The organism is Nonomuraea sp. ZG12, from assembly GCF_052068115.1.
In the GTDB taxonomy this organism is placed as follows: domain Bacteria; phylum Actinomycetota; class Actinomycetes; order Streptosporangiales; family Streptosporangiaceae; genus Nonomuraea.
In genome coordinates this window covers 246715-265960 of sequence record NZ_JBQHCW010000005.1, presented here as the reverse complement: position 1 = coordinate 265960, position 19246 = coordinate 246715, and the positions used below count along the sequence as shown (strand labels likewise).

Genomic DNA, 19246 nt, shown 5'->3' with positions numbered 1-19246 from the left:
GTGTTGGAGTCCTGGAAGGCGATCTTCCAGGGGCCGGGGTGCCGGGAGATGCAGTCCGCCCTGGAACTCCGCCATGTCGTGGCGGAACATGAGCCAGAGCCGTTCGACGGTGAGGAGGTCTGCGGCGGTCACGGGCCGCACGGTTGCCTGAAAAGTGGTCATACAAACAGCTTCCGACCAGAAGGGGTAAAACTAGCAGATCCCGATCACGTCAGTGACCACTGTGGCGCCTGCGCCGCGAGGCCTCGGGTTCCCATGGCCGGAGCGCTCTTTTCGACGTCCACATCACACCAGACGACACGGTGCATGCTCGGGGGGAGCAGTTGGCTGCCCCACCGTTCCCGCGATAGCTCGGCCACGATAGCCAGGCCACGCCCGCCTTCGGCTTTGTCGCTCAACTGCTCCTGCGCCGGAATGCGGTGCGGAGCTGAGAACAATGAACCAGGGTCGGTCACTGTCAGGCGGAGGAAATCGATGCCTTGGGACAGGTGGACAAGGACCCAGCGCCGGTCGCATCCGGTGTCCGCGTGCCGCACCGCGTTGGTGACCATTTCGGATGCCACCAACACCAGAACATCCCGTACAGGATGAGAGCGCCCGATCCAGGCGGTCACCGTCTCGCGAGCCAGGCGCGGTGCCTGGGCGTCGCGTACGAGTTTCGCTTCTCCCAATTCCGTCAGGCCGGTCCGTGAAATCACATGAATCACCACATTGGTCGAGTTGTCTCTATATCGACTGCTGCCCTGCAAGATGGCGAACCAGAGAGGGTCACAAGGAATGAGGTAAAGGGACTTGGCCCGCGCTCTGGGTGGTCCGTATCGAGGCCGGGCCCGTGGTGGTGAAGTGGTGGTGAGAGAGGCCAATGCCCGCACGGCGGGTCACCATGCGGGTGCCGGTACGCGCATGGCGTGTCGTATCAGTGACGGCCGAGACCCCGAACGTCTCGCCGCCTGAGCGCCTGGTCCGTGGTCCGGTGGTCGTTCAGAGGAAGGGCGTTACGGCGGAAGATCAACCGCAGTTGGTCTTCTTCTTGTAGGTGTTGGCCTTCTGAGGATGGAGCCAGACCATTCCGCTCCACCACATGCAGTGGCCTTTTCCGTACTTGTAAACAGGTCCGGCGTAGGAGGTGTACACGCCTGAGTCTTCCACTGTCCCGTCGAACGCCGCCTGGTTGTTCAACTGGACGCGCATCCAATCCGCATTCGCGGAAGATACCTTCTTGTGCCTGATGATGACGGCACAGTTGTAGCCGTTGGAGCTGTTGTAAGTCAGGAACACCGTGCCGAGAGTGCCGACCGCCGCTGAGTTCACCACGCTGTAGCCCGCGCCGCACGAGCCGTTATAGGACGCTGCGTAGGCGGGCGAGGACGCGGCCACCGAACCCGTCAGTGCCACCACGGCCATCGCGGCTGAATGCGATCCTTCGCATGTTCATCCAGGTCTCCTTGCACACAGAACTCGAACCGCCGGCCGGACCTCCGGCGACGGGAGCCGATCAACGGGCCTGACCCTACATACGTGTTATGTATGCCGTCAATGGCGCGCAAACACCTGCGTAACCACACCGAAACACCGTGTGATCGCACAGTGACCGCGCGATCACAGGAGAGGCACTCCTCCGACAAGCGAAGGCTCCCCTTCGACAGGTGATCGAAGGGGAGCCGGAGGCCGATCCGTCAGGCGGGGAAGCCGACCGAGTGGGTGTCCATGAACTCGCGGATTCCCTCAAGGCCCATCTCGCGCCCCATGCCGCTGTGGTTGAAGCCGCCGAACGGAGCCCGCTCGTCCAGGTGGGCGGCGCCGTGGGCGTTGACGAAGGTGTAGCCGGTGCGGAGCTGGGCGGCGAGAGCGGCGGCGCGGTCGAGGTCGGTGGTCCAGACCGAGGAGCAGAGGCCGGACCAGGTGTCGTTGGCGCGGGCCACGGCGTCGGCCTCGTCGTCGAAGGGCAGGATCGGCAACGTGGGGCCGAACTGCTCCTCCACCACCACGCGGGTGTCGTCGGCGGGGTCGAGGACCAGGGACGGGCGCAAGAAGTTGCCCTGGGAGATCTCGTTGCCGAACTCGCGGACCTCGGCGCCGGAGGCGCGGGCCTGGTCGAGGAGCTCCAGGACGTACTCCTTCTGCCGGGAGCTGTGCAGCGGGCCCATGGTCGTCTGCTCGTCGAGGCCGTGGCCCAGGCGGGTGGCGGCGAGGTGGCCGGACAGGCCCTCGACCACCTCGTCGTAACGCGAGCGGTGCACGTACAGGCGCTTGGTGGCCATGCAGATCTGGCCGGTGGAGTCGTACGTGCCGGTGAAGAGCTTCTGCAGGGCGTCGGGGCCGAGGTCGGCGTCGGCGAGGACGATCGCCGGGTCGTTGCCGCCCAGCTCCAGGGCCACGCGGGTGAGGGAGCCGGCGGCCATGGACATGATCCGCTTGCCGCCGCCGGGGCTGCCGGTGAAGCAGACCTTCTTGACCCGGTCGTCCTGGATCAGCGCCGCGCCGATCTCCGCGTCGTGGCCGGTGACGACGTTGAGGACGCCCGGCGGCAGCAGCCGCGCGACCTGCTCCACGGTACGGACGACGGACAGCGGCGTGGTGGGCGGCGGCTTCACCACGACGGTGTTGCCGGCCAGGAGCGCCTGCGGCAGCGAGGCGGCCAGGATGGCCAGCGGCCAGTTGAACGGCACGATGATCGTGACCACGCCGAGGGGCAGGTAGGAGATCTCGGTGCGGTACGGCGGCGCCGGGAGGTGGGTCACCGTCTGGACCTGGTCGGCCAGGCCGGCGGCCAGGCGGAAGCGGTGGTCGAAGACGATGGAGTCGATGAAGGACTCCATCCGGATCTTGCCGTTCTCGCGGGTGAGCACCTCCGCCGTCGCGGCCCGGTCGGCCTCCAGCGGGGCCAGCGCGGCGATCAGCGCCTCGGCGCGCTCCTGCGGCGTGCGCGCGGCCCAGGCGGGGAAGGCCCGGTCGGCGGCGGCGACCGCGGACGTGGCCTGCTTGGCGCTGGCGGCCGCGGCGTAACCCACGACCGACGTGAGGTCGGACGGGTCGATCACCTTCAGCGCGTCATCGGCTCCGACGCTCTCGCCGTCGATGTAGAGCTCGGTTCGGATCTCGGGCAGCTGGTCCAGCGGCGTCATCGACTGTTACCTCGGGGTCGTCCCAGGGGGCCGGGTAACCGGTCCCGAACCTGATGGGTTAGTGCACGGTATATCACGTTTCTGACGGCGTCCTAGATGAAGAGGACCGTTCCATTCGGTGCGTTTCGGCGAGGGCGAGCGCGACAAATGACGTAGTGGACGGACGACCTCAGCCCGGTTACCTGAGCCGCCACCTGAGCGACCATGCCTCTTAGACCGAACGGTCACGAAGAGGACGTCGTCAATGCCCGAGGACAGGCTGAGCGAGATCGCCGAATTCGCCGAGGCCGAGAACCTGTTCCGCATTCAGGATGAGGCGCCCGAAGCGGTCAAGACCGCGCTGGGGATGGCCTCGGCCCGTATCGGGGGAGGCGTCGTCCTGGCGATGCGGAACGACCCGATCGGCGGCTGCTGGAACAAGGCACTCGGCCTGGGCTTCACCGAGCCGATCACCCACGGGCTCATCGAAGAGGTCTGCGACTTCCTGCGCGAGCGGGGCAGCCCCGGCGCCCACCTGCAGATCGCGCCGTCGGTGCTGCCGCCGGACTGGGACGAGATCCGCGCCGCCCACGGCCTGACGGCCGAGGACGAGTGGGTGAAGCTCGTCTGCCCGATCGAGGAGTTCCGGCACGGCGCGACTGAGCTGCGGGTCGGTCCCGTGGACGGTTCCCGCGCGGGCGAGGCGGCCTCGATCTTCCTGCGCGGCTTCGAGATGCCCGAGGGCGCGCTGTCGGACATGTTCGCCACGGTCGTGCGGCTCGACGGGTTCGGCGCCTTCGCCGCCTGGGACGGCGACGACATGGTCGCCAACGCCTACGTGCTGTTCAACGGGGAGGCGGCCGAGTTATCCGGGGCGGCGACCTTGCGGGGTCACCGTAATCGGGGCGCGCAGACCGCGCTGCTGGGGCTGCGCGCCGACGCCGCGGCGAAGGCGGGCTGCCGGTGGCTGGTCGCCGAGACGAACCTGCCGCCCATGGGCCTGGCCAATCCGTCGCTCAACAACATGCTGCGGGCCGGCTTCCGGCCGCTGTACACCCGGCGCAACTGGCTATGGAAGCCCTGACCTGCGTCCATAGGGGATCGGATATCGGTCCATTGCTGATAGCGCTATTAGACATCGCTTGACCGGATCTGCTTTGCTCCTGGCCTCTGTTGAATGACAAACAAGGGCAAAGCATGCGTTGGGGGACGAAGGTCGCGCGGCTCACCGTCGCGGGCGGGGCGGCGGGCGTGCTGGTGGCGGGGATCGTGCTCCCGGTCGTGGGGGGCGCGGGGCTCGGGTTCAGGACGGTGGCGAACGAGGTCGACATCAAGCCGGTCGACCTCGTCGAGCCGCCGCCGGCCGAGGTCACGGTCGTGCGGGACGCCAAGGGGAAGGCGTTCGCCCGCTTCTACGAGGAGTACCGGGAGGTCGTCGCCTTCGACGAGATCGCCGACGTGATGAAGACGGCGATCGTCGCGATCGAGGACTACCGCTTCTACGAGCACGGCGCGATCGACCTGGAGGGCACCCTCCGGGCGCTGGCCACGAACCTGCGGGCGGGCCAGGTGAGCCAGGGCGGATCCAGCATCACCCAGCAGTACGTCAAGCAGGTGCTGCTCAACTCCGCCGACACCGACGAAGGCCGCGAAGCCGCCCTGGAGGCCAGCTACGCGCGCAAGCTGAACGAGCTCCGGTACGCCATGGGCGTCGAGGAGAAGTACACCAAGGACCAGATTCTCGAGAAATATCTGAACATCGCATACTTCGGCGCCGGCGCCTACGGCGTCGAGGCGGCGGCCAAGCGGTTCTTCGGCGTCAAGGCCGCCCGACTCACACTGCCCCAGGCGGCGACCCTGGCCGGAGCCGTCCAGGATCCCAACGCCACCGATCCGAACCTGGGCAGGAAGCACCGCGACCGCCTCCAGGACCGCCGCGACGTCGTCCTGAACCGCATGGCCGAACTAGGCAAGATCACCCCAGAGCAGGCGGCCAAGGCAAAGGCCACCAAGCTCGGCTACAAAGGCACAAAGCTCCCCGGCGGCTGCGAAGCCAGCAAATATCCGTACTTCTGCCTGTATGTCCGGCAGGAGATCCTGAGCAACCCCGACTTCGGCCCCACCGCCGACGCCCGCCTGAAGATGCTCAACAGAGGCGGCCTGACGATCACCACCACGATCGACCCCGCCATGCAGGTCGCGGCGGACCAGGCGATCAAGAGGTACGTCTCCGCCTCCGACGCCCCCGTGGCCGCCGAGGCCCTGGTCGAGCCGGGCACCGGCGCGGTCAAGGCGATGGCGGCGAGCAGGCCCTACGGGCGCAGCAAGGCCCGCGACGAGATCTCGTACAACGTCGTCGCGGACGCCGCGCACGGCGGCGGCATCGGCTTCCAGGCGGGCTCCACCTTCAAGACCTTCACCCTGATCACCGCCCTGAAGCAGGGCATGAAGGTCGACGACGGCCTCACCGCAGGCGCCGGATACCGCGCGCCCGGCTACGCGACGTTCAAGAACTGCGCGGGCGAGAACATCGGCGACCCGACGCACACCGTCACCAACGACGAGGGCTCCCCGGGCTTCAAGACGCTGCGGACCGGCACCTGGGGGTCGGTGAACACCTTCTTCATGGAGCTGGAGCAGCGGGTCGGGCTCTGTGAGACGGTCACTACCGCCAAGTCGCTGGGCATCCGGCGCGCGGACGGGCGCGAGCTGCAGGAGTACGAGACCTTCACGCTCGGCATCAACGAGATGGACCCGGTGACGGTGGCCACCGCGTACGCGGCCGTCGCGGCGCGCGGCACCTACTGCGCGCCGATGGCCATCACCCGGATCGCCGACCGCGACGGCGAGGCGACCACCTACCGGCCGAAGTGCCGCCGGGCGCTCGACCCCGCGACCGCGGACGCGACGGCTGACGTGCTGTCCGGCGTGTTCACCAAGGGCACGATGCGCCACGTCGGTGGCATCGGGCGGGACGCCGCGGGCAAGACCGGCACCACGGACGACTACGCCGCCGCGTGGTTCGCCGGGTTCACCCCGGATCTGGCGGCGGCGGTGAGCCTCGGTGACCCGCGCGGTTCCCAGCGGCACAAGCTGACCGGGGTGACGATCGGCGGCCGGTACTACGGGGCCGTGGCCGGAGGCACTCTTCCCGGGCCGATCTGGCGGGACACCATGATGGCCGCGCTGGAGGGCGTGCCGCCGACGTCGTTCACACCCATCGACTCGGCCCGGTTCGAGGGGTGCTCCCAGGACTGCCGGCCCGTGGCGGACGACGGCGACGTCACGGTGGAGCCCGGCCTCGAAGACGACTAGCCGGAGGACTGTGGCGCGGGGGACAAGGTGGCGCGCCACTGCGTGGGCGGCAGCACGGGGACCAGTGTCTTCAGCGGGCCGGCGGCCTTGAAGGTGAAGGTGACGGGGATGAAGCTGCCGCTGCGCAGTTCCTTGGCCAGGCCGGTCAGCACCACCTGGGGCGCCGCGCCGCCGCCGACCAGCTCGTTCGTCCGTACCAGCAGCTTCTGGCCGGAGATGGTGGCACCGGAGAACATGGGCTTGGCGCTCACCGAGACGAGCTCGTCGGGCCGGCGGCGGTCGTTCACCAGGACGAAGTAGAGCGGGACGTCGTCGCCCTTCCGCAGCGCCTGCCCCGGCTTCGCGCCGATCGCGAAGGCGTTCCTGAGCACCATGTCGTTCACGGTCGCGTTGGCGCCCTCGTTGGGCGCGTACTCATCGGTACTGCGTCCCGGAGGCTCCGATCCGCCGCACGCGCACAGAGCCAGCAGGACGAGCACGAGGACCGGCCATCTCATCGTTTCCTCCATCGCGGAGCAGGCGGCTGTCTTGCGGTTACCCGAGCAGCCCGGGCCGACCCCTCACCTGGGAAGCGATGGCCGCACGTTGGCGATGTCCAGACTCACGGCCGGATCTCGTACACCACGTTGAACGGTGTCTCCGCGGCCCGCCGGAACCGGGTGAAGCCCGCGTCCGTGGCCACCTCGCGGATCGCGGACTCGCCCGCCTGCGCGCCCAGCGCGTACCCGCCCTCCTGGGACAGGGCGTTGGGCACGCACAGGAACGTGGAGGCGCTGTAGTACAGCCGCCCCACCGGGTTGAAGTTCTCCTCGACCTTGTCGGAGGCGTTCGGCTCCACCAGCAGCCAGGTGCCGTCCGGAGCCAGCGCCTCCCGCACCCGCCGGGCGGCGCTGAGCGGGTCGCCCATGTCGTGCAGGCAGTCGAACATGGTCACCAGGTCGAAGTCCGTCCCGGTGAACGTCCGCGCGGTCGCCACCTCGAAGCGGACCCGGTCGGTGACCCCCGCCTCGGCGGCTCGCTCACGCGCCTGCGCGATCGACTCGTCGTGGTAGTCGGAGCCGACGATCGTGGTGCGCGGGTACGCCTCGGCGAGCAGCATCGACGAGGAGCCGAGACCGCAGCCGACGTCGGCGACCCGGCCGCCGGCGGTGAGCTTCTCGTCGACCCCGTCCAGTGCCGGGATCCAGCTCGAAACCAGCGCCGCCACGTATCCGGGCCGGTAGAAGGCGTCACACCCGACGATCACGTCCTCGTGCTGCTCGTGCCAGGCGAGTCCGGCTCCCGTACGGAACGCCTCGGTGATGCGCGGTTCGGCGCGCAGCGTGCCCAGCGCGAGCAGGAACGCGGCGGGCACGTTGGGGCCGTTCGGATCGGCCAGGCAGAACGCCTGCTCCTCGCTCAGCGAGAACCGGCCGGTCTCCGGCTCGTAGCCGACGTACCCGCCCGCTGCCTGGCCGCGCAGCCATTCGGTGAGGTAGCGCGGGTGGCAGCCGGTGCGCTCGGCGAACTGCTCGGGCGTCGCGGGGCCCTCCGCGAGCGCGCGGTAGAGGCCGAGCCGCTGCCCGATCACGACCGAGCCGGCGGCGTCGGTCGCCGCCATGTCGGAGACGACCCGGCCCATGAACTCTTCGACTTTCTCGTTGTTCATTCCTGGACTCCTTCGTGCACCGGCCGATGCCGGTCTTCAGCACCAGGGCTTTTCGTCCCACTACCAGGGATATGGTCGTGCTAACAGGGAGATCACCCCCTCCTATACCGTTGGTGCATATGGCGACCACTCCTGCCGCAACTGTTCAGACAGTGCCTGCCAGGCTCGCCTGGCTGGACGCGCTGCGCGGCATCGGTGCGCTCGCGGTCGTGTGCGAACATCTGAGCACCTGGGCCATGCCGTGGTTGCGGCCCGTGTCGTACAACGCCGGGGTGTACGGCGTGCTGGTGTTCTTCCTGGTCAGCGGCTACATCATCCCGGCCTCGCTGGAGCGGCACGGTGACGTGCGGGCCTTCTGGATCGGCCGCGCCTTCCGCCTGTATCCGCTCTACCTCGCCGTCATCTGCCTGGTCCTGGCCATGTCGTGGTGGATCCCCGTCCGTGAGGCGGTGCCCAGGGACGTCTCCTCCGTGGCCGCGCACGCGACGATGCTGCTGGACGTCGTCGGCGTGGGCGGCGTGCTGAACACCATGTGGACGCTGTCGTACGAGATGGTCTTCTACCTGATCGCCGCCGCGCTGTTCGTCGTCGGCGTGCGGGACGATCGCGGGCTGCTTCCGGTCCTGTTCGGGGTGATGTGCTCCATCGCCGGGCTGGTCCTGTCCGGGGCGCTGCTGTCGGGGCGGTGGCTGGCCTGGGTGTCGTTCGTGGTGTTCGTCGTCGGCCTGGGGTGTGTGATCTCCGGGCGTGGCCGTAAGGCGGGGGCGTGCGTGCTGGGCGTCATGGCGCTGGCGCTGGTGCTGTTGAGCAGCAACGTGCCCTGGTTCGCCGCGGCGGTGCTGGCGGTCATGTTCACCGGCACGGCGATCCACCGGTGGGAACGCGGCGAGGGGCCGCTGTGGCCGGTGGCGGTCGCCGCCCTGCTCGTGACGTTGACCCCGATCTGGGCGATCAACGCCGGCTGGTGGTGGGTGCGACCGGCCGTGTGGAGCCTGACCATCGTCCTGGTGATCGCCACCTTCGCCGCCGCCATGGCCTGGCGGACCCGCCGCGTGCCGGCCTTCCTCAGCTGGCTCGGCACGATCAGCTACTCCCTCTATCTGGTGCACCTGCCGATCCTTCTCGTCTTCATGCACCTGGCAGGGGAGATGCGCGGGGCGCCGCCGCTCGCGCAGATCGGCATCAGCGTGGCCTTCCTCGCCCTGCTCCTGCCGGCCAGCTGGCTGTCCCACCGATTCCTTGAGCTGCCCCTGCAACGCGTCGGCCGCCGCCTCGCCGTTCAGCCCGCCTGAGCGCCCACACCCTGTCGAAAATCGATCTGGCGGAGATGTCGAATTCCGGCGTGCGGCGGAGTCACTATCACGCGACGCCGCACCGGCGACGCCTGGAGAAGGGATCCTGTCATGGAGTACGCACTGCTGATCTACGGCGACGAGAAGGTCTGGGCCGAGGAGGATGAGCGCCAGCTTCGCGAGAAGGACGCGGGGCACGCGCGTTTCGCCGCCGTTCTGGCGGAACGGGATGCGATGCGCGGCGGCAAGGAGCTGGAGCCGACGAGCTCGGCGACCACTCTGCGGCGACGGGGCGACGAGGTGAGCGTCACCGATGGCCCGTTCGCCGAGACCGCCGAGGTGCTCGGCGGTTTCTACGTGATCGAGGCGGCCGACCTGGACGAGGCGATCGCGCTGGCCAAGCGGATGCCGGAGGGAGTGGTCGAGATCCGGCCGATCGTCCCCCCGAAGGAGAGTGGCAGCTGAACGCCCACGACGCGGTCGAGCAGGCCTACCGGGAACACTGGTCGCGCCTGCTCGCCCTGCTCCTGACCCGGCTGCGCCGGTTCGACGTCGCCGAGGACGGCCTGCAGGACGCCTTCGTCGCGGCAGCTCGGACGTGGCCGGATCAGGGCGTGCCGGATCGCCCGGCGGCCTGGCTGCTGACGACCGCGCATCGCCGCGCGCTTGACAGGATCCGCCGCGAGGACAACGACCGGCGGCGGCTGCCGCTGCTGGTGACCGGTACGACGCGGGAGGACGCCGACCCGGACGCCATCGCGGATGAGCGGCTGCGGCTGCTGTTCGCCTGCTGCCACCCCGCGTTGTCCGCCGACGCGCGGGCGGCGATGACGTTGCGGTTCGGGGCCGGACTGAGGACCGCCGAGATCGCCCGCCTGTTCCTGGTGCCGGAGCCGACGATGTCCGCCCGGCTGACGCGGGCCAAGGCGAAGATGGCGCGAGCGGGCATCCCGTTGCGCCGGCCGAGTGCCGATGACCTGCCCGAACGGCTCGGCGTCATGCTGAAGGTCGTCTACCTGCTGTTCACCGAGGGCTACCGGGCCACCGCCGGTCCGGAGTACCAGCGGCCGAGGCTGGCCGACGAGGCGATCCGGCTCGGCTATCTGCTCGGCGAGCTCCTGCCCGAGCAGGACGAGATCGTCGCCCTGCTCGCCCTGATGGTGCTGCAGCACGCCCGGCGCGACGCCCGCCTCGACGACGAGGGCCGCCTGGTCCTGCTGCCGGACCAGGACCGGGCGAAGTGGCGCCACGACGAGATCGATCGCGGCATGGACCTGCTGCGGAGGCTGGGCCCAGCGGTGAGCGAATATCATCTGCAGGCGCTGATCGCCGCCGAGCACAGCACGACCGGTGCCACGGACTGGCCGCGCGTCGCCCGGTTGTACGCCGAACTGGAACGGCGCACCGCCTCGCCCGTCGTCCGGCTCAACCGGGCGGTCGCGATCGCTGAGGCCGGCTCCCCGCAGGCGGCACTGAGCCTGGTCGAAGGCCTGGAGAAGGTTCTGCCGGCCAGCCACCTGGTGCCCGCGGTGCGGGCGGAGCTGTTGTGCCGCCTGGACCACCGCGAGGACGCGGCCGCCGCGTTCGACGCCGCCCTGCGGCTGGTCCGCACCGACGCCGAACGCGACCACCTGCGGCGGCGCCGTGCCGACTGCCTGAATGCCGGAGGGTCAGCCGACGATCATCCGCTCCTCGGGTAGCTCGTAGTGGCGGGTCCGTTTCTTGAGGGCGAGCGCCGAGCCGACGGTGAGCGGGCCGATCCGGCCGATGAACATCAGCACACTGAGCAGTACGTGTCCCGCCAGCGAGATGTCGGCGGTGATGCCGGTGGACAGGCCGTTGGTGGCGAAGGCCGAGATGACCTCGAAGAGCACCTGGTCCAGGCTGTGCGGGGTGATCAACATGAGCAGCCAGGTGGAGGTCCCGACCAGGAAGACACCCAGGAGGCCGATGGTGACCGCCTGGCGCTGGGTGGACTCCGGCAGCCTGCGGTGGGCGATGTTGACCTGGGTCTCGCCGCGCAGCTCCGCCCAGACGATGAAGAGGAGGAAGCCGAAGGTGGTGAGCTTGATGCCGCCCGCCGTGCCGGCGCTGCCGCCGCCGATGAACATCAGCACGTCGGTGACGAGCCAGCTGGACGGCTCCATCTGGCTGATGTCGATGCTGTTGAACCCGGCCGAGCGCGGCATCACCGCGGCGAAGAAGCTGGCGAGCAGCTTGCCGGAGTTGTCCAGCGGGCCCATGGTGTCCGGGTTGCGGGCCTCGGTCGCCATGAAGATCAGCGTGCCGGCCGTCAGCAGGATGACGGTCAGGCTCATGGTGAGCCGGGTCAGCATCGACCAGCGGGTGGGGTGCCGCCAGGACCGCAGGAGCTCGAAGACCACGGGGAAGCCGAGGCCGCCGACGATCACGGCGATGGCGATGGTGAGGCAGATCCACGGGTCGGTGACGAAGCGCATCAGGTTGTCCGGCCAGAGCGCGAAACCGGCGTTGTTGAACGCCGACACCGCGTGGAAGGCGCCCAGGTAGACCGCCCGCCCGAACGGCTCGCCGTACCCGAGGGCGAAGCGGCCGGTGAGGACCACGGCCACGATGACCTCGCAGACCAGGCTGAACACCACGACCTTGCGCACCACCTGGCGCAGGCTGGCCGCGTTGACGGCCTTGGTCTCCAACTGGGTCGACATCCGGGCGCGCAGGCCGACCTTGCCGGAGATGAGCAGGGTGACCAGGGTGGCCAGGGTCATGATGCCCAGCCCGCCCGCCTGGATCAGCAGGGCGATGACGACTTCGCCGAAATCCGACCAGTAGGACGCGGTGTCCACGACGACCAGGCCTGTCAGGCACACCGCGGACGTGGCGGTGAACAGGGCGGTGACCCAGTGCGTCGAGTCACCCGCCGTGGTGGCGAGTGGCGTGGCCAGCACGGCGGTGCCGATGAGGATCGTGGCGCCGAAACCGACGGCCAGCACCGTGGCGGGATGCCGTGCGCGGCCGGGGGCGGCCGGTGATCGCCCTATCAACGCGTCACACCTCCCTCGGGCCGATGGTCGCTGCTCCTGTCAGCCAACGATCATCCTTTCCTCGGGGAATTCGTAGCGGCGGGTGCGTTCCTTGAGCGCCAGGGCGGAGCCGAGGGTCAGCGGCCCGATCCGGCCGACGAACATCAGCAGGGAGAGCAGCAGATGCCCGGCGGGGGTGGCGGTGGCGGTGATCCCGGTGGACAGACCGGTCGTGCCGAAGGCGGAGATGACCTCGAAGAGTACCTTCTCCAGGCTGTGCGGCGTCAGCACCAGCAGAAGGTAGGTGGAGACGACGACCACCATGATGCCGACCATGGTGATGGTGACCGCCTGCCTGGGTACGGTCTCCGGCAGCCGGCGGTTGCCGATGTTGACCCGGGGCTCTCCCCGCAACTCGGCCCAGACGATGAACGCCAGCAGCCCGAAGGTGGTGACCTTGATGCCGCCCGCGGTGCCCGCGCTGCCGCCGCCGATGAACATCAGCAGGTCGGTGACCAGCCAGCTGGAGGAGTGCATCTGCGCGATGTCCAGGCTGTTGAACCCGGCGGTGCGCGGCATCACGGCGGCGAAGAAGCCGGCCAGCACCTTCCCGGAGTCGGGCAACGGGCCCAGCGTCCTCGGGTTGGCCCATTCGGTGGCCAGGAGGGCCACGGTGCCGGCCAGCAGCAGGGCGGCGGTGACGCCGAGGGTGATGCGGGTCAGCAGGGACCAGCGGCTCGGCCGCCGCCAGGAGCGCCGCAGCTCGAACAGCACCGGGAAGCCGAGGCCGCCGACGATCACGGCGATGGCGATGGTGAGGCAGATCCACGGGTCGGTGACGAAGCGCATCAGGTTGTCCGGCCAGAGCGCGAACCCGGCGTTGTTGAACGCCGACACCGCGTGGAAGACGCCCAGGTAGACCGCCCGCCCGAACGGCTCGCCGTAGCCGAGCATGAACCGCAGGGTGAGCACGACGGCCACCACCGCCTCGCTGAACAGGCTGAACAGCACCACGTTGCGCACCACCCGCCGCAGGTCGATGGCGCTGAGCGACTTCGTCTCGGCCTGCGCGAACAGCCGCGCGCGCAACCCCAGCCGGCCCGAGACCAGCACGGTGAACAGGGTGGCCAGGGTCATGATGCCCAGGCCGCCCACCTGGATCAGCACGGCGATCACCGCCTCGCCGAACGCCGACCAGTGCGCCGCCGTGTCGACGACCACCAGCCCGGTCACACACACCGCCGAGGTGGCGGTGAACAGGGCGGTGATCCAATGGGTCGGCTCGCCCGAGGCGCTGGCCAGGGGCGACGACAGCAGCGCGGTGCCGGCCAGCACCGCGGCCCCGAAACCGGTCGAGATCACCTGTGCCGGGTGCTGGAAGCGTTCGCCCAGGGCCGCCACCCATTCACCGCGACTCATGAAACAGGCGCCCGCCCCAGGAGGCCGCCGTGCCCAGCACGCCGGCCGGTCAGCCCGCGAACCACGACGATCATGTCCGGTTGTTCCTTTCAGAGGTGTGGGCGATGGCGACGAACTCGCTCAGCGCGGCGCCGGGGGTGACCCGGGCGGGGACAGCTTACGGGCCCCGTCGCGCGCACCTCATCCAGGGCGGGTGGCCGGTCAGTCCACGGCGAGGGCCGCCAGGAGGTCGCGCTCGCGGGCGGGGCTGAGGCCGGACCGCCGGGGCCGGTCCAGGCCCTGCTCACGCTCCCAGGCCAGCACGTCGGCCAGCAACTCGGCGCGCGGACGGTGACGCAGCCCGGCCTTCGCCGCCGCCGCGCCCGACCGCGCCGTCCGGCCCTCCAAGCCGGGGGTCGCCAGCCACAGGGGCAGCGACTCCGGCCCCATGTACTCGTTGACCCCCTGGTCGAGCAGCCAGGATGACCCGGCCGTGACCACCGGGCCGGTGTGGCCGCCGAGCCGCCGGGACTCCTCGATCCAGTCGCCGAGCGGCACGACCGGCCCGACGGCGTCGTAGGCGCCGGTGACGCGGGACCGGGCGCAGTCGAGGATCCACTCGGCCAGGTCGCGCACGTCGATCACCTGGGTGGGGGCCTGCGAGGTGTCGGGCACGAGCATCGGGTCCTCGGGGGCGCGCGCGGCCCGCGCCGCCCAGTAGCCTGTGCGGCCGGAGTGGTCGCCGGGACCGCCGATCAGCCCCGCCCTGGCGATGAGCAGCCGGTCGGCCACCGCCGCCGTGGACGCCTGCTCACAGGCCACCTTCGCCTCGCCGTACTCCTCCCGACCGACCTCCTGCCGGTCGGTGGGCGGCAGGAGCGGCGTCGTCTCGTCCGCGCCGAGCTGGGCGCGGTCGGCGTAGGCGCTGACCGACGAGACGTAGGTCCAGTGGGCGGCCCGCTCGCCGAGCGCCGCGAGCGCGCCCTGGACGAAGCCCGGCTGCCAGGACACCTCGACCACCGCGTCCCAGTCGCGGTGACGCACCCCGTCGTAGGCTTCGGGGGCGCGCCGGTCGGCGGTCACCAGGGCCGTGCCGTCGGCCACCGGCCCGCTCTCACCTCGCGCCAGGCAGGTCACCGCATGCCCGCGCTCGACCGCCAGGCGGCTCACCACCCGCCCCAGCCACGCCGTGCCACCAAGAATCAGTATGTTCATGACCGATAGTCAACCGCCTCGTGAGCCCGGCCGCGGCGAGGTTCGCAGGCGGCGTATTAACGACCAGGTGCCCAAGTTTCTGGACGGCTCGATCGGCCGGCCTTGGCGTTCGTACGGTCGGGTGGCGAAGGTCGGTCGTATGGCAGACATCTCCACCGGAGAACCGCGAACGCACTCCGTGCTCACCTTCCTGGCGCACCGCTGGCCCACTCTGGCCGGCCTGGTCGCCATGGCCTTATCCGTTCTGGACATGACCATGGAAACGGCCATGGACGACGGTCGCAGTCAAGGGCTCGTCGTGTTCCTGGCCGCGCTGATCTACCTCGCCACGGCGGTGGTGGGCAGGCCGGGAGTGGTCTGGCCGCTGTTCGGCGTCTCCGTGGTGGCGGTCACGCTGCTGCGCCTGCTCGACGTACAGCTGTGGACCGCGCTGGTCGCCGGGGCGGTCTCCATCGCCATCGTGGGCCTGGCGGGCGGCCTGCTGCGCGGGCCACGGCTCAGCGCCGCGCAGGTCCCCGCGATGCTGGTCTTCGGCGCGGCGGCGCTCGTCGCGCTGTCCCTCGACCCCGCCCTCGGCAGCTACCTCGTCGCCGCCGCCCTGATCGGCCATGCCGTGCTCGACGTGATCGTCTGGCGGGCCAAGGAGGTGGTGACCCGGTCGCTCGCCGAGTTCTGCGCCGTCCTCGACCTCACTCTCGGCGTTGCCATCGTCGTCCTGCAGCTGGTCTGATCGCGTCTACGTCATTTGTCGCGTTCGTCGTTGGTCATCCTGCGAGGAGAGGGCCAGTCTTTGGGGTCGTGTCCCCGAAGGCGCCCGCGCCTACCGTGTGGCGAGGACGGGCCGACGCGGCGGGCCGGGAGTGAGAGGGACTGATCTGATGGACGTCTCCTTCGGCACGATCTGGGAGGCCGTCGCCCGTAGCCTTCCCGACGCTGTGGCCGTCTCCGAGCCGGGACGCGACTACACCTACGCCGAGTTCGACGACCGTGCCGCACGGCTGGCCACGGCGCTGGTCCGTGCCGGGGTCGGGCCGGGTGACAAGGTGGCCTGCTACCTGTACAACGGCGCGCCGTACCTGGAGACCGTCTTCGCCGCGTTCAAGATCGGCGCCGTGCCGGTCAACGCGAACTACCGCTACACCGGGGAGGAGCTGTCCTCGGTGCTGGAGGACGCCGACGCGGCGGCGGTCGTCTTCAGCGGCGAGCTCGCCGCCAACGTCGCGCACGCCGCGCGGACGGTGTCCACGCTGCGGCTGCTCGTCCGGGTCGGCGCCGCCGGCGAGGGAGCCGGCCCCGAGGCGATCGAGCTGAACGACCTCCTCGCCAGGACCGAGCCCCGGCCCGCCGAGCCCCGACCGAGCTCCGACCAGCTGTTCATGTACACCGGCGGCACCACGGGCAAGCCGAAGGGCGTCATCTGGCGCCAGGGCGACCTCCTGCACTCGATCGCGGTGGCGATCTTCCATCCGCTCGGTGTGCCGGCACTGCCCGAGACGCTCGACGAGGCGGTGGAGATCGCGGTGCGCGCGCGGACGGAGGGCCGGGCGCCCGCGACGATGCCGGCGGTCCCGCTCATGCACGGCACGGGCCTGTTCAACTCGATGGGCGCGCTGCTCGTCGGCGGCCGGGTCATCACCGCGCGCCAGGGCGGCTTCGACGCGCGGCACATCTGGGAGACCGTCGCCGAACAGCGGGCCAGCACGATCATCGTGGCCGGGAACGCCGTGTGCCAGCCGCTCGTCACCGAGCTCGTCGCGGCCGAGCAGGCCGGCCGGCCGCATGACCTCGGGCCGCTCCGGTCGGTGCTCAGCTCCGGTACGGCTCTCAGCGACCGGCTCAAGCAGGCCCTGCACGAACGCACCGATGTCACGATCATCGACGCGATCGCCTCCAGCGAGGGCGGGCCGTTCGCCTTCGCCATCACCTCCTCGGTCGACGACCTGCCGGGCCGGTTCTTCCCGGTGCCCGCGACCAAGGTCATCTCCTCCGAGGACACCGAGGTCGTCCCTGGCAGTGGGGAGACGGGCATGCTCGGCTACTCCGGGCCGATGCCGCTGGGCTACTACAAGGACACCACCAAGACCGCGGCCACGTTCCGGGTGATCGACGGGGTCCGCTACGCCATCCCGGGTGACCTCGTGGAGGTGGAGGCGGACGGCGCGATCCGGTTCCTCGGCCGTGGCTCCGGGGTGATCAACACGGGCGGGGAGAAGGTGTTCCCCCAGGAGGTCGAGAACGCGCTGCTCACCCATCCGGCGGTGACCGACGCCATCGTGGTGGGGGCTCCGGACGACACCTGGGGTGAGCGCGTCTCGGCGGTGGTCGCCACGCCGGACGGCACCCTGACGGAGAAGGACCTCCAGGAGTGGGTACGCCGGGGCCTGGCCGGCTACAAGGTCCCCCGCACCATCGTGCTCATGTCCGCGCTGCGCAGAACGCCGACGGGCAAGCTGGAAGTGTCCTGGGCCAAGAGCGTCGTCCAGGAGCACGCTCAGGGCTGACGACCGGTGCTCTCGGGCGGGCGATCACTGTGACGCGGTCGCCGGCCAGATGAGCCGGCCGGCGTCACGTACCGCGTTCAGCGCTCCCCGTGTGGATGCGCGTGTGGATGCGCGTGCGGGTCCAGGCGCGGAGCGGCCAGTCGGTAGCCCACCCCGCGGACCGTCTGGATCACGGTGTCGTCGGTGTCCCCGAGGCGCGCCCGCAGTCGCTTGACGTGTACGGCGATCGTGTTGGTCGCGACGTTGTCCCCCGAGGCCTGCCAGACGTGCCGCATGATCTGCTCACGCGTGACCGTCCGGTCGAGGTTGCGCATCAGGTAGTGCAGCAGCTCGAACTCGCGCAGCGGCAGATGCACCACTTCGCCGTCGACCCGGACCTGGTAGGCGTTGATGTCGAGCTCGACGTTGCCCACCATGATGACCCTGTTGCCGTTGGCCTCACCGGACGCGGTGGCCTGGACCAGCGGCAGGAGCTCGTGCAGCCGGTAGGGCATGGCGACGCAGGCGGTCGCCCCCGCCGCCAGCGCCTGGACGGCCAGCTCCGCGTGCCCCTCGCCCACGCCCAGCAGCACCGGCATCGGCCGGCTGGCGCGGATGGCCTTGATGAAGTCCACCGCGCCGATGAGCGGCAGCGAGGCGCTCACCAGCACGACGTCCGGCCGCAGGGCGCCGGCCTGGAGGAGGGCCTGAGCGCCGTCGGACACGCCGGTGACGCCCACGCCCTCCCGCCCCAGCGCGTCCGAGAGTCTCTGCACGCCGGACGTGTCCGGGTCGGCCACCAGCAGCATGGGCACAGCGGACGCTGTGGTGGGCGCCCCTTGACGCGCCCGTGTCAGGCTTTCACCGCCTCGGGCGTCCTCGCCCCCGTCGAGTGTTGCCTGCGGCTGGATCACCCGGGTCCTCCTCTGAGTCGGGTCACCCGAAGCGCCCGGTGATGTAGTCCTCCGTGCGCTGGTCTGTCGGGTTCGTGAAGATACGGCTGGTCTCGTCGAACTCCACCAGGCGGCCGTGCCGCTCACCGTTGTCGTCGACATCGGCCGTGAAGAAGGCGGTGCGGTTGGAGACGCGGGCGGCCTGCTGCATGTTGTGCGTGACGATCACGATCGTGTAGTCGCGCGCCAGCTCCTGCATCAGGTCTTCGATCTTGGTGGTGGCGATCGGGTCGAGGGCCGAGCAGGGCTCGTCCATCAGGATGACCTCGGGCTTGACCGCGATCGCGCGCGCGATGCACAGCCGCTGCTGCTGGCCACCGGACAGCGACAGGGCGTTCTGCTTGAGCTTGTCCTTGACCTCGTCCCAGAGCGCGGCCTGGGTGAGCGCCTGCTCGACGAGGTCGTCCATCTTGCCCTTGGTGCCGTTGACCCGGGGGCCGTAGGCGATGTTGTCGTAGATCGACTTGGGGAACGGGTTCGGCTTCTGGAAGACCATGCCGATGCGCCGCCGCACCTCGATCGGGTCGACGTGGTCGCCGTAGAGGTCTTCGCCGTGGTAAAGGATCTTGCCGGCGGCGCGGGCGCCGGGGATGAGGTCGTTCATCCGGTTGAAGCAGCGCAGCACCGTGCTCTTGCCGCAGCCGGAGGGGCCGATCATCGCGGTGATCTCGCGATTGCCGATGGACATGTCGACCTGGCGCACGGCTTCGTACTCGCCGTAGAAGACACTGAGGTCGGAGACGGTGAAGACCGGGTCGAGGGCTTCGGTGTTGCCAGGGGCCTTGGGCCCACGGACCACGACGTTCGGAATGGACGTTCCTGTTTCAGTCATTGTCTTC

The 19246-nt window shown here is 69.8% G+C and carries 17 protein-coding genes; 7 read left to right on the top strand and 10 right to left on the bottom strand.

Annotated features, from left to right (window positions below; translation table 11 throughout):
• Positions 1-206: 206 nt before the first annotated feature.
• From ACTMTF_RS17850 to ACTMTF_RS17840, 3 genes are all read right to left on the bottom strand, one after another.
• Positions 207-749: an ATP-binding protein gene (locus tag ACTMTF_RS17850; protein ID WP_441111681.1), complete on the bottom strand. Its 543-nt coding sequence runs from the start codon at positions 747-749 to the stop codon at positions 207-209.
• Between the two features lie 259 nt (positions 750-1008).
• Positions 1009-1404, bottom strand: coding sequence for a spore-associated protein A (locus tag ACTMTF_RS17845; RefSeq protein ID WP_441111680.1), 396 nt, complete (start codon positions 1402-1404; stop codon positions 1009-1011).
• 272 nt (positions 1405-1676) lie between these two features.
• Positions 1677-3125 carry an aldehyde dehydrogenase family protein gene (locus ACTMTF_RS17840; protein WP_441111679.1) on the bottom strand — a complete coding sequence of 483 codons (1449 nt, stop codon included), beginning with the start codon at positions 3123-3125 and terminating at the stop codon, positions 1677-1679.
• A gap of 244 nt (positions 3126-3369) precedes the next feature.
• Here ACTMTF_RS17840 and ACTMTF_RS17835 point away from each other — a divergent pair, with 244 nt between their 5' ends.
• Positions 3370-4188, top strand: coding sequence for a hypothetical protein (locus ACTMTF_RS17835; RefSeq protein ID WP_441111678.1), 819 nt, complete (start codon positions 3370-3372; stop codon positions 4186-4188).
• A gap of 113 nt (positions 4189-4301) precedes the next feature.
• A complete protein-coding gene (locus tag ACTMTF_RS17830) occupies positions 4302-6419 on the top strand; it encodes a transglycosylase domain-containing protein (RefSeq protein WP_441111677.1) in 2118 nt (705 codons plus the stop codon).
• Here ACTMTF_RS17830 and ACTMTF_RS17825 read toward each other — a convergent pair.
• Both ACTMTF_RS17825 and ACTMTF_RS17820 read right to left on the bottom strand, forming a co-directional pair.
• A complete protein-coding gene (locus ACTMTF_RS17825) occupies positions 6416-6916 on the bottom strand; it encodes a hypothetical protein (protein ID WP_441111676.1) in 501 nt (166 codons plus the stop codon). The genes ACTMTF_RS17830 and ACTMTF_RS17825 overlap by 4 nt on opposite strands.
• A 104-nt stretch (positions 6917-7020) precedes the next feature.
• A complete protein-coding gene (locus ACTMTF_RS17820; protein ID WP_441111675.1) occupies positions 7021-8067 on the bottom strand; it encodes a class I SAM-dependent methyltransferase in 1047 nt (348 codons plus the stop codon).
• A gap of 119 nt (positions 8068-8186) precedes the next feature.
• On the opposite strand from ACTMTF_RS17820, the gene ACTMTF_RS17815 reads away from it, so the two are divergent.
• The 3 genes from ACTMTF_RS17815 to ACTMTF_RS17805 all read left to right on the top strand — a co-directional run bounded on the left by ACTMTF_RS17815 (position 8187) and on the right by ACTMTF_RS17805 (position 11059).
• Entirely contained in the window at positions 8187-9359 is a 1173-nt protein-coding gene (locus ACTMTF_RS17815; protein ID WP_441111674.1) for an acyltransferase family protein, read from the top strand.
• 111 nt (positions 9360-9470) lie between these two features.
• On the top strand, positions 9471-9824 hold the full coding sequence (locus ACTMTF_RS17810) for a YciI family protein (protein ID WP_441111673.1): 354 nt from the start codon (positions 9471-9473) through the stop codon (positions 9822-9824).
• Positions 9821-11059: an RNA polymerase sigma factor gene (locus ACTMTF_RS17805; protein WP_441111820.1), complete on the top strand. Its 1239-nt coding sequence runs from the start codon at positions 9821-9823 to the stop codon at positions 11057-11059. Before ACTMTF_RS17810 ends, ACTMTF_RS17805 begins: the two co-directional genes overlap by 4 nt.
• On the opposite strand, the gene ACTMTF_RS17800 is transcribed toward ACTMTF_RS17805, so the two are convergent.
• The 3 genes from ACTMTF_RS17800 to ACTMTF_RS17790 all read right to left on the bottom strand — a co-directional run bounded on the left by ACTMTF_RS17800 (position 11030) and on the right by ACTMTF_RS17790 (position 14974).
• Positions 11030-12382, bottom strand: a complete 1353-nt coding sequence (locus ACTMTF_RS17800; RefSeq protein ID WP_441111672.1) for a TrkH family potassium uptake protein — start codon at positions 12380-12382, stop codon at positions 11030-11032. The genes ACTMTF_RS17805 and ACTMTF_RS17800 overlap by 30 nt on opposite strands.
• 39 nt (positions 12383-12421) lie before the next feature.
• Positions 12422-13780, bottom strand: coding sequence for a TrkH family potassium uptake protein (locus tag ACTMTF_RS17795; protein ID WP_441111671.1), 1359 nt, complete (start codon positions 13778-13780; stop codon positions 12422-12424).
• Positions 13781-13981: 201 nt separating this feature from the next.
• Positions 13982-14974, bottom strand: coding sequence for an epimerase (locus ACTMTF_RS17790; protein WP_441111670.1), 993 nt, complete (start codon positions 14972-14974; stop codon positions 13982-13984).
• 139 nt (positions 14975-15113) lie between these two features.
• On the opposite strand from ACTMTF_RS17790, the gene ACTMTF_RS17785 reads away from it, so the two are divergent.
• Positions 15114-15704: a hypothetical protein gene (locus tag ACTMTF_RS17785; RefSeq protein ID WP_441111669.1), complete on the top strand. Its 591-nt coding sequence runs from the start codon at positions 15114-15116 to the stop codon at positions 15702-15704.
• 148 nt (positions 15705-15852) lie between these two features.
• Complete coding sequence (locus tag ACTMTF_RS17780; protein WP_441111668.1) at positions 15853-17475, top strand: AMP-binding protein; 1623 nt, start codon at positions 15853-15855, stop codon at positions 17473-17475.
• A 77-nt stretch (positions 17476-17552) separates the two neighbouring features.
• On the opposite strand, the gene ACTMTF_RS17775 is transcribed toward ACTMTF_RS17780, so the two are convergent.
• The gene (locus ACTMTF_RS17775) at positions 17553-18263 is read right to left on the bottom strand and encodes a response regulator transcription factor (protein ID WP_441111667.1); all 711 of its coding nucleotides are present in this window, start codon (positions 18261-18263) and stop codon (positions 17553-17555) included.
• A 127-nt stretch (positions 18264-18390) separates the two neighbouring features.
• Positions 18391-19239, bottom strand: a complete 849-nt coding sequence (pstB, locus tag ACTMTF_RS17770; RefSeq protein WP_397007369.1) for a phosphate ABC transporter ATP-binding protein PstB — start codon at positions 19237-19239, stop codon at positions 18391-18393.
• Between the last annotated feature and the right edge of the window lie 7 nt (positions 19240-19246).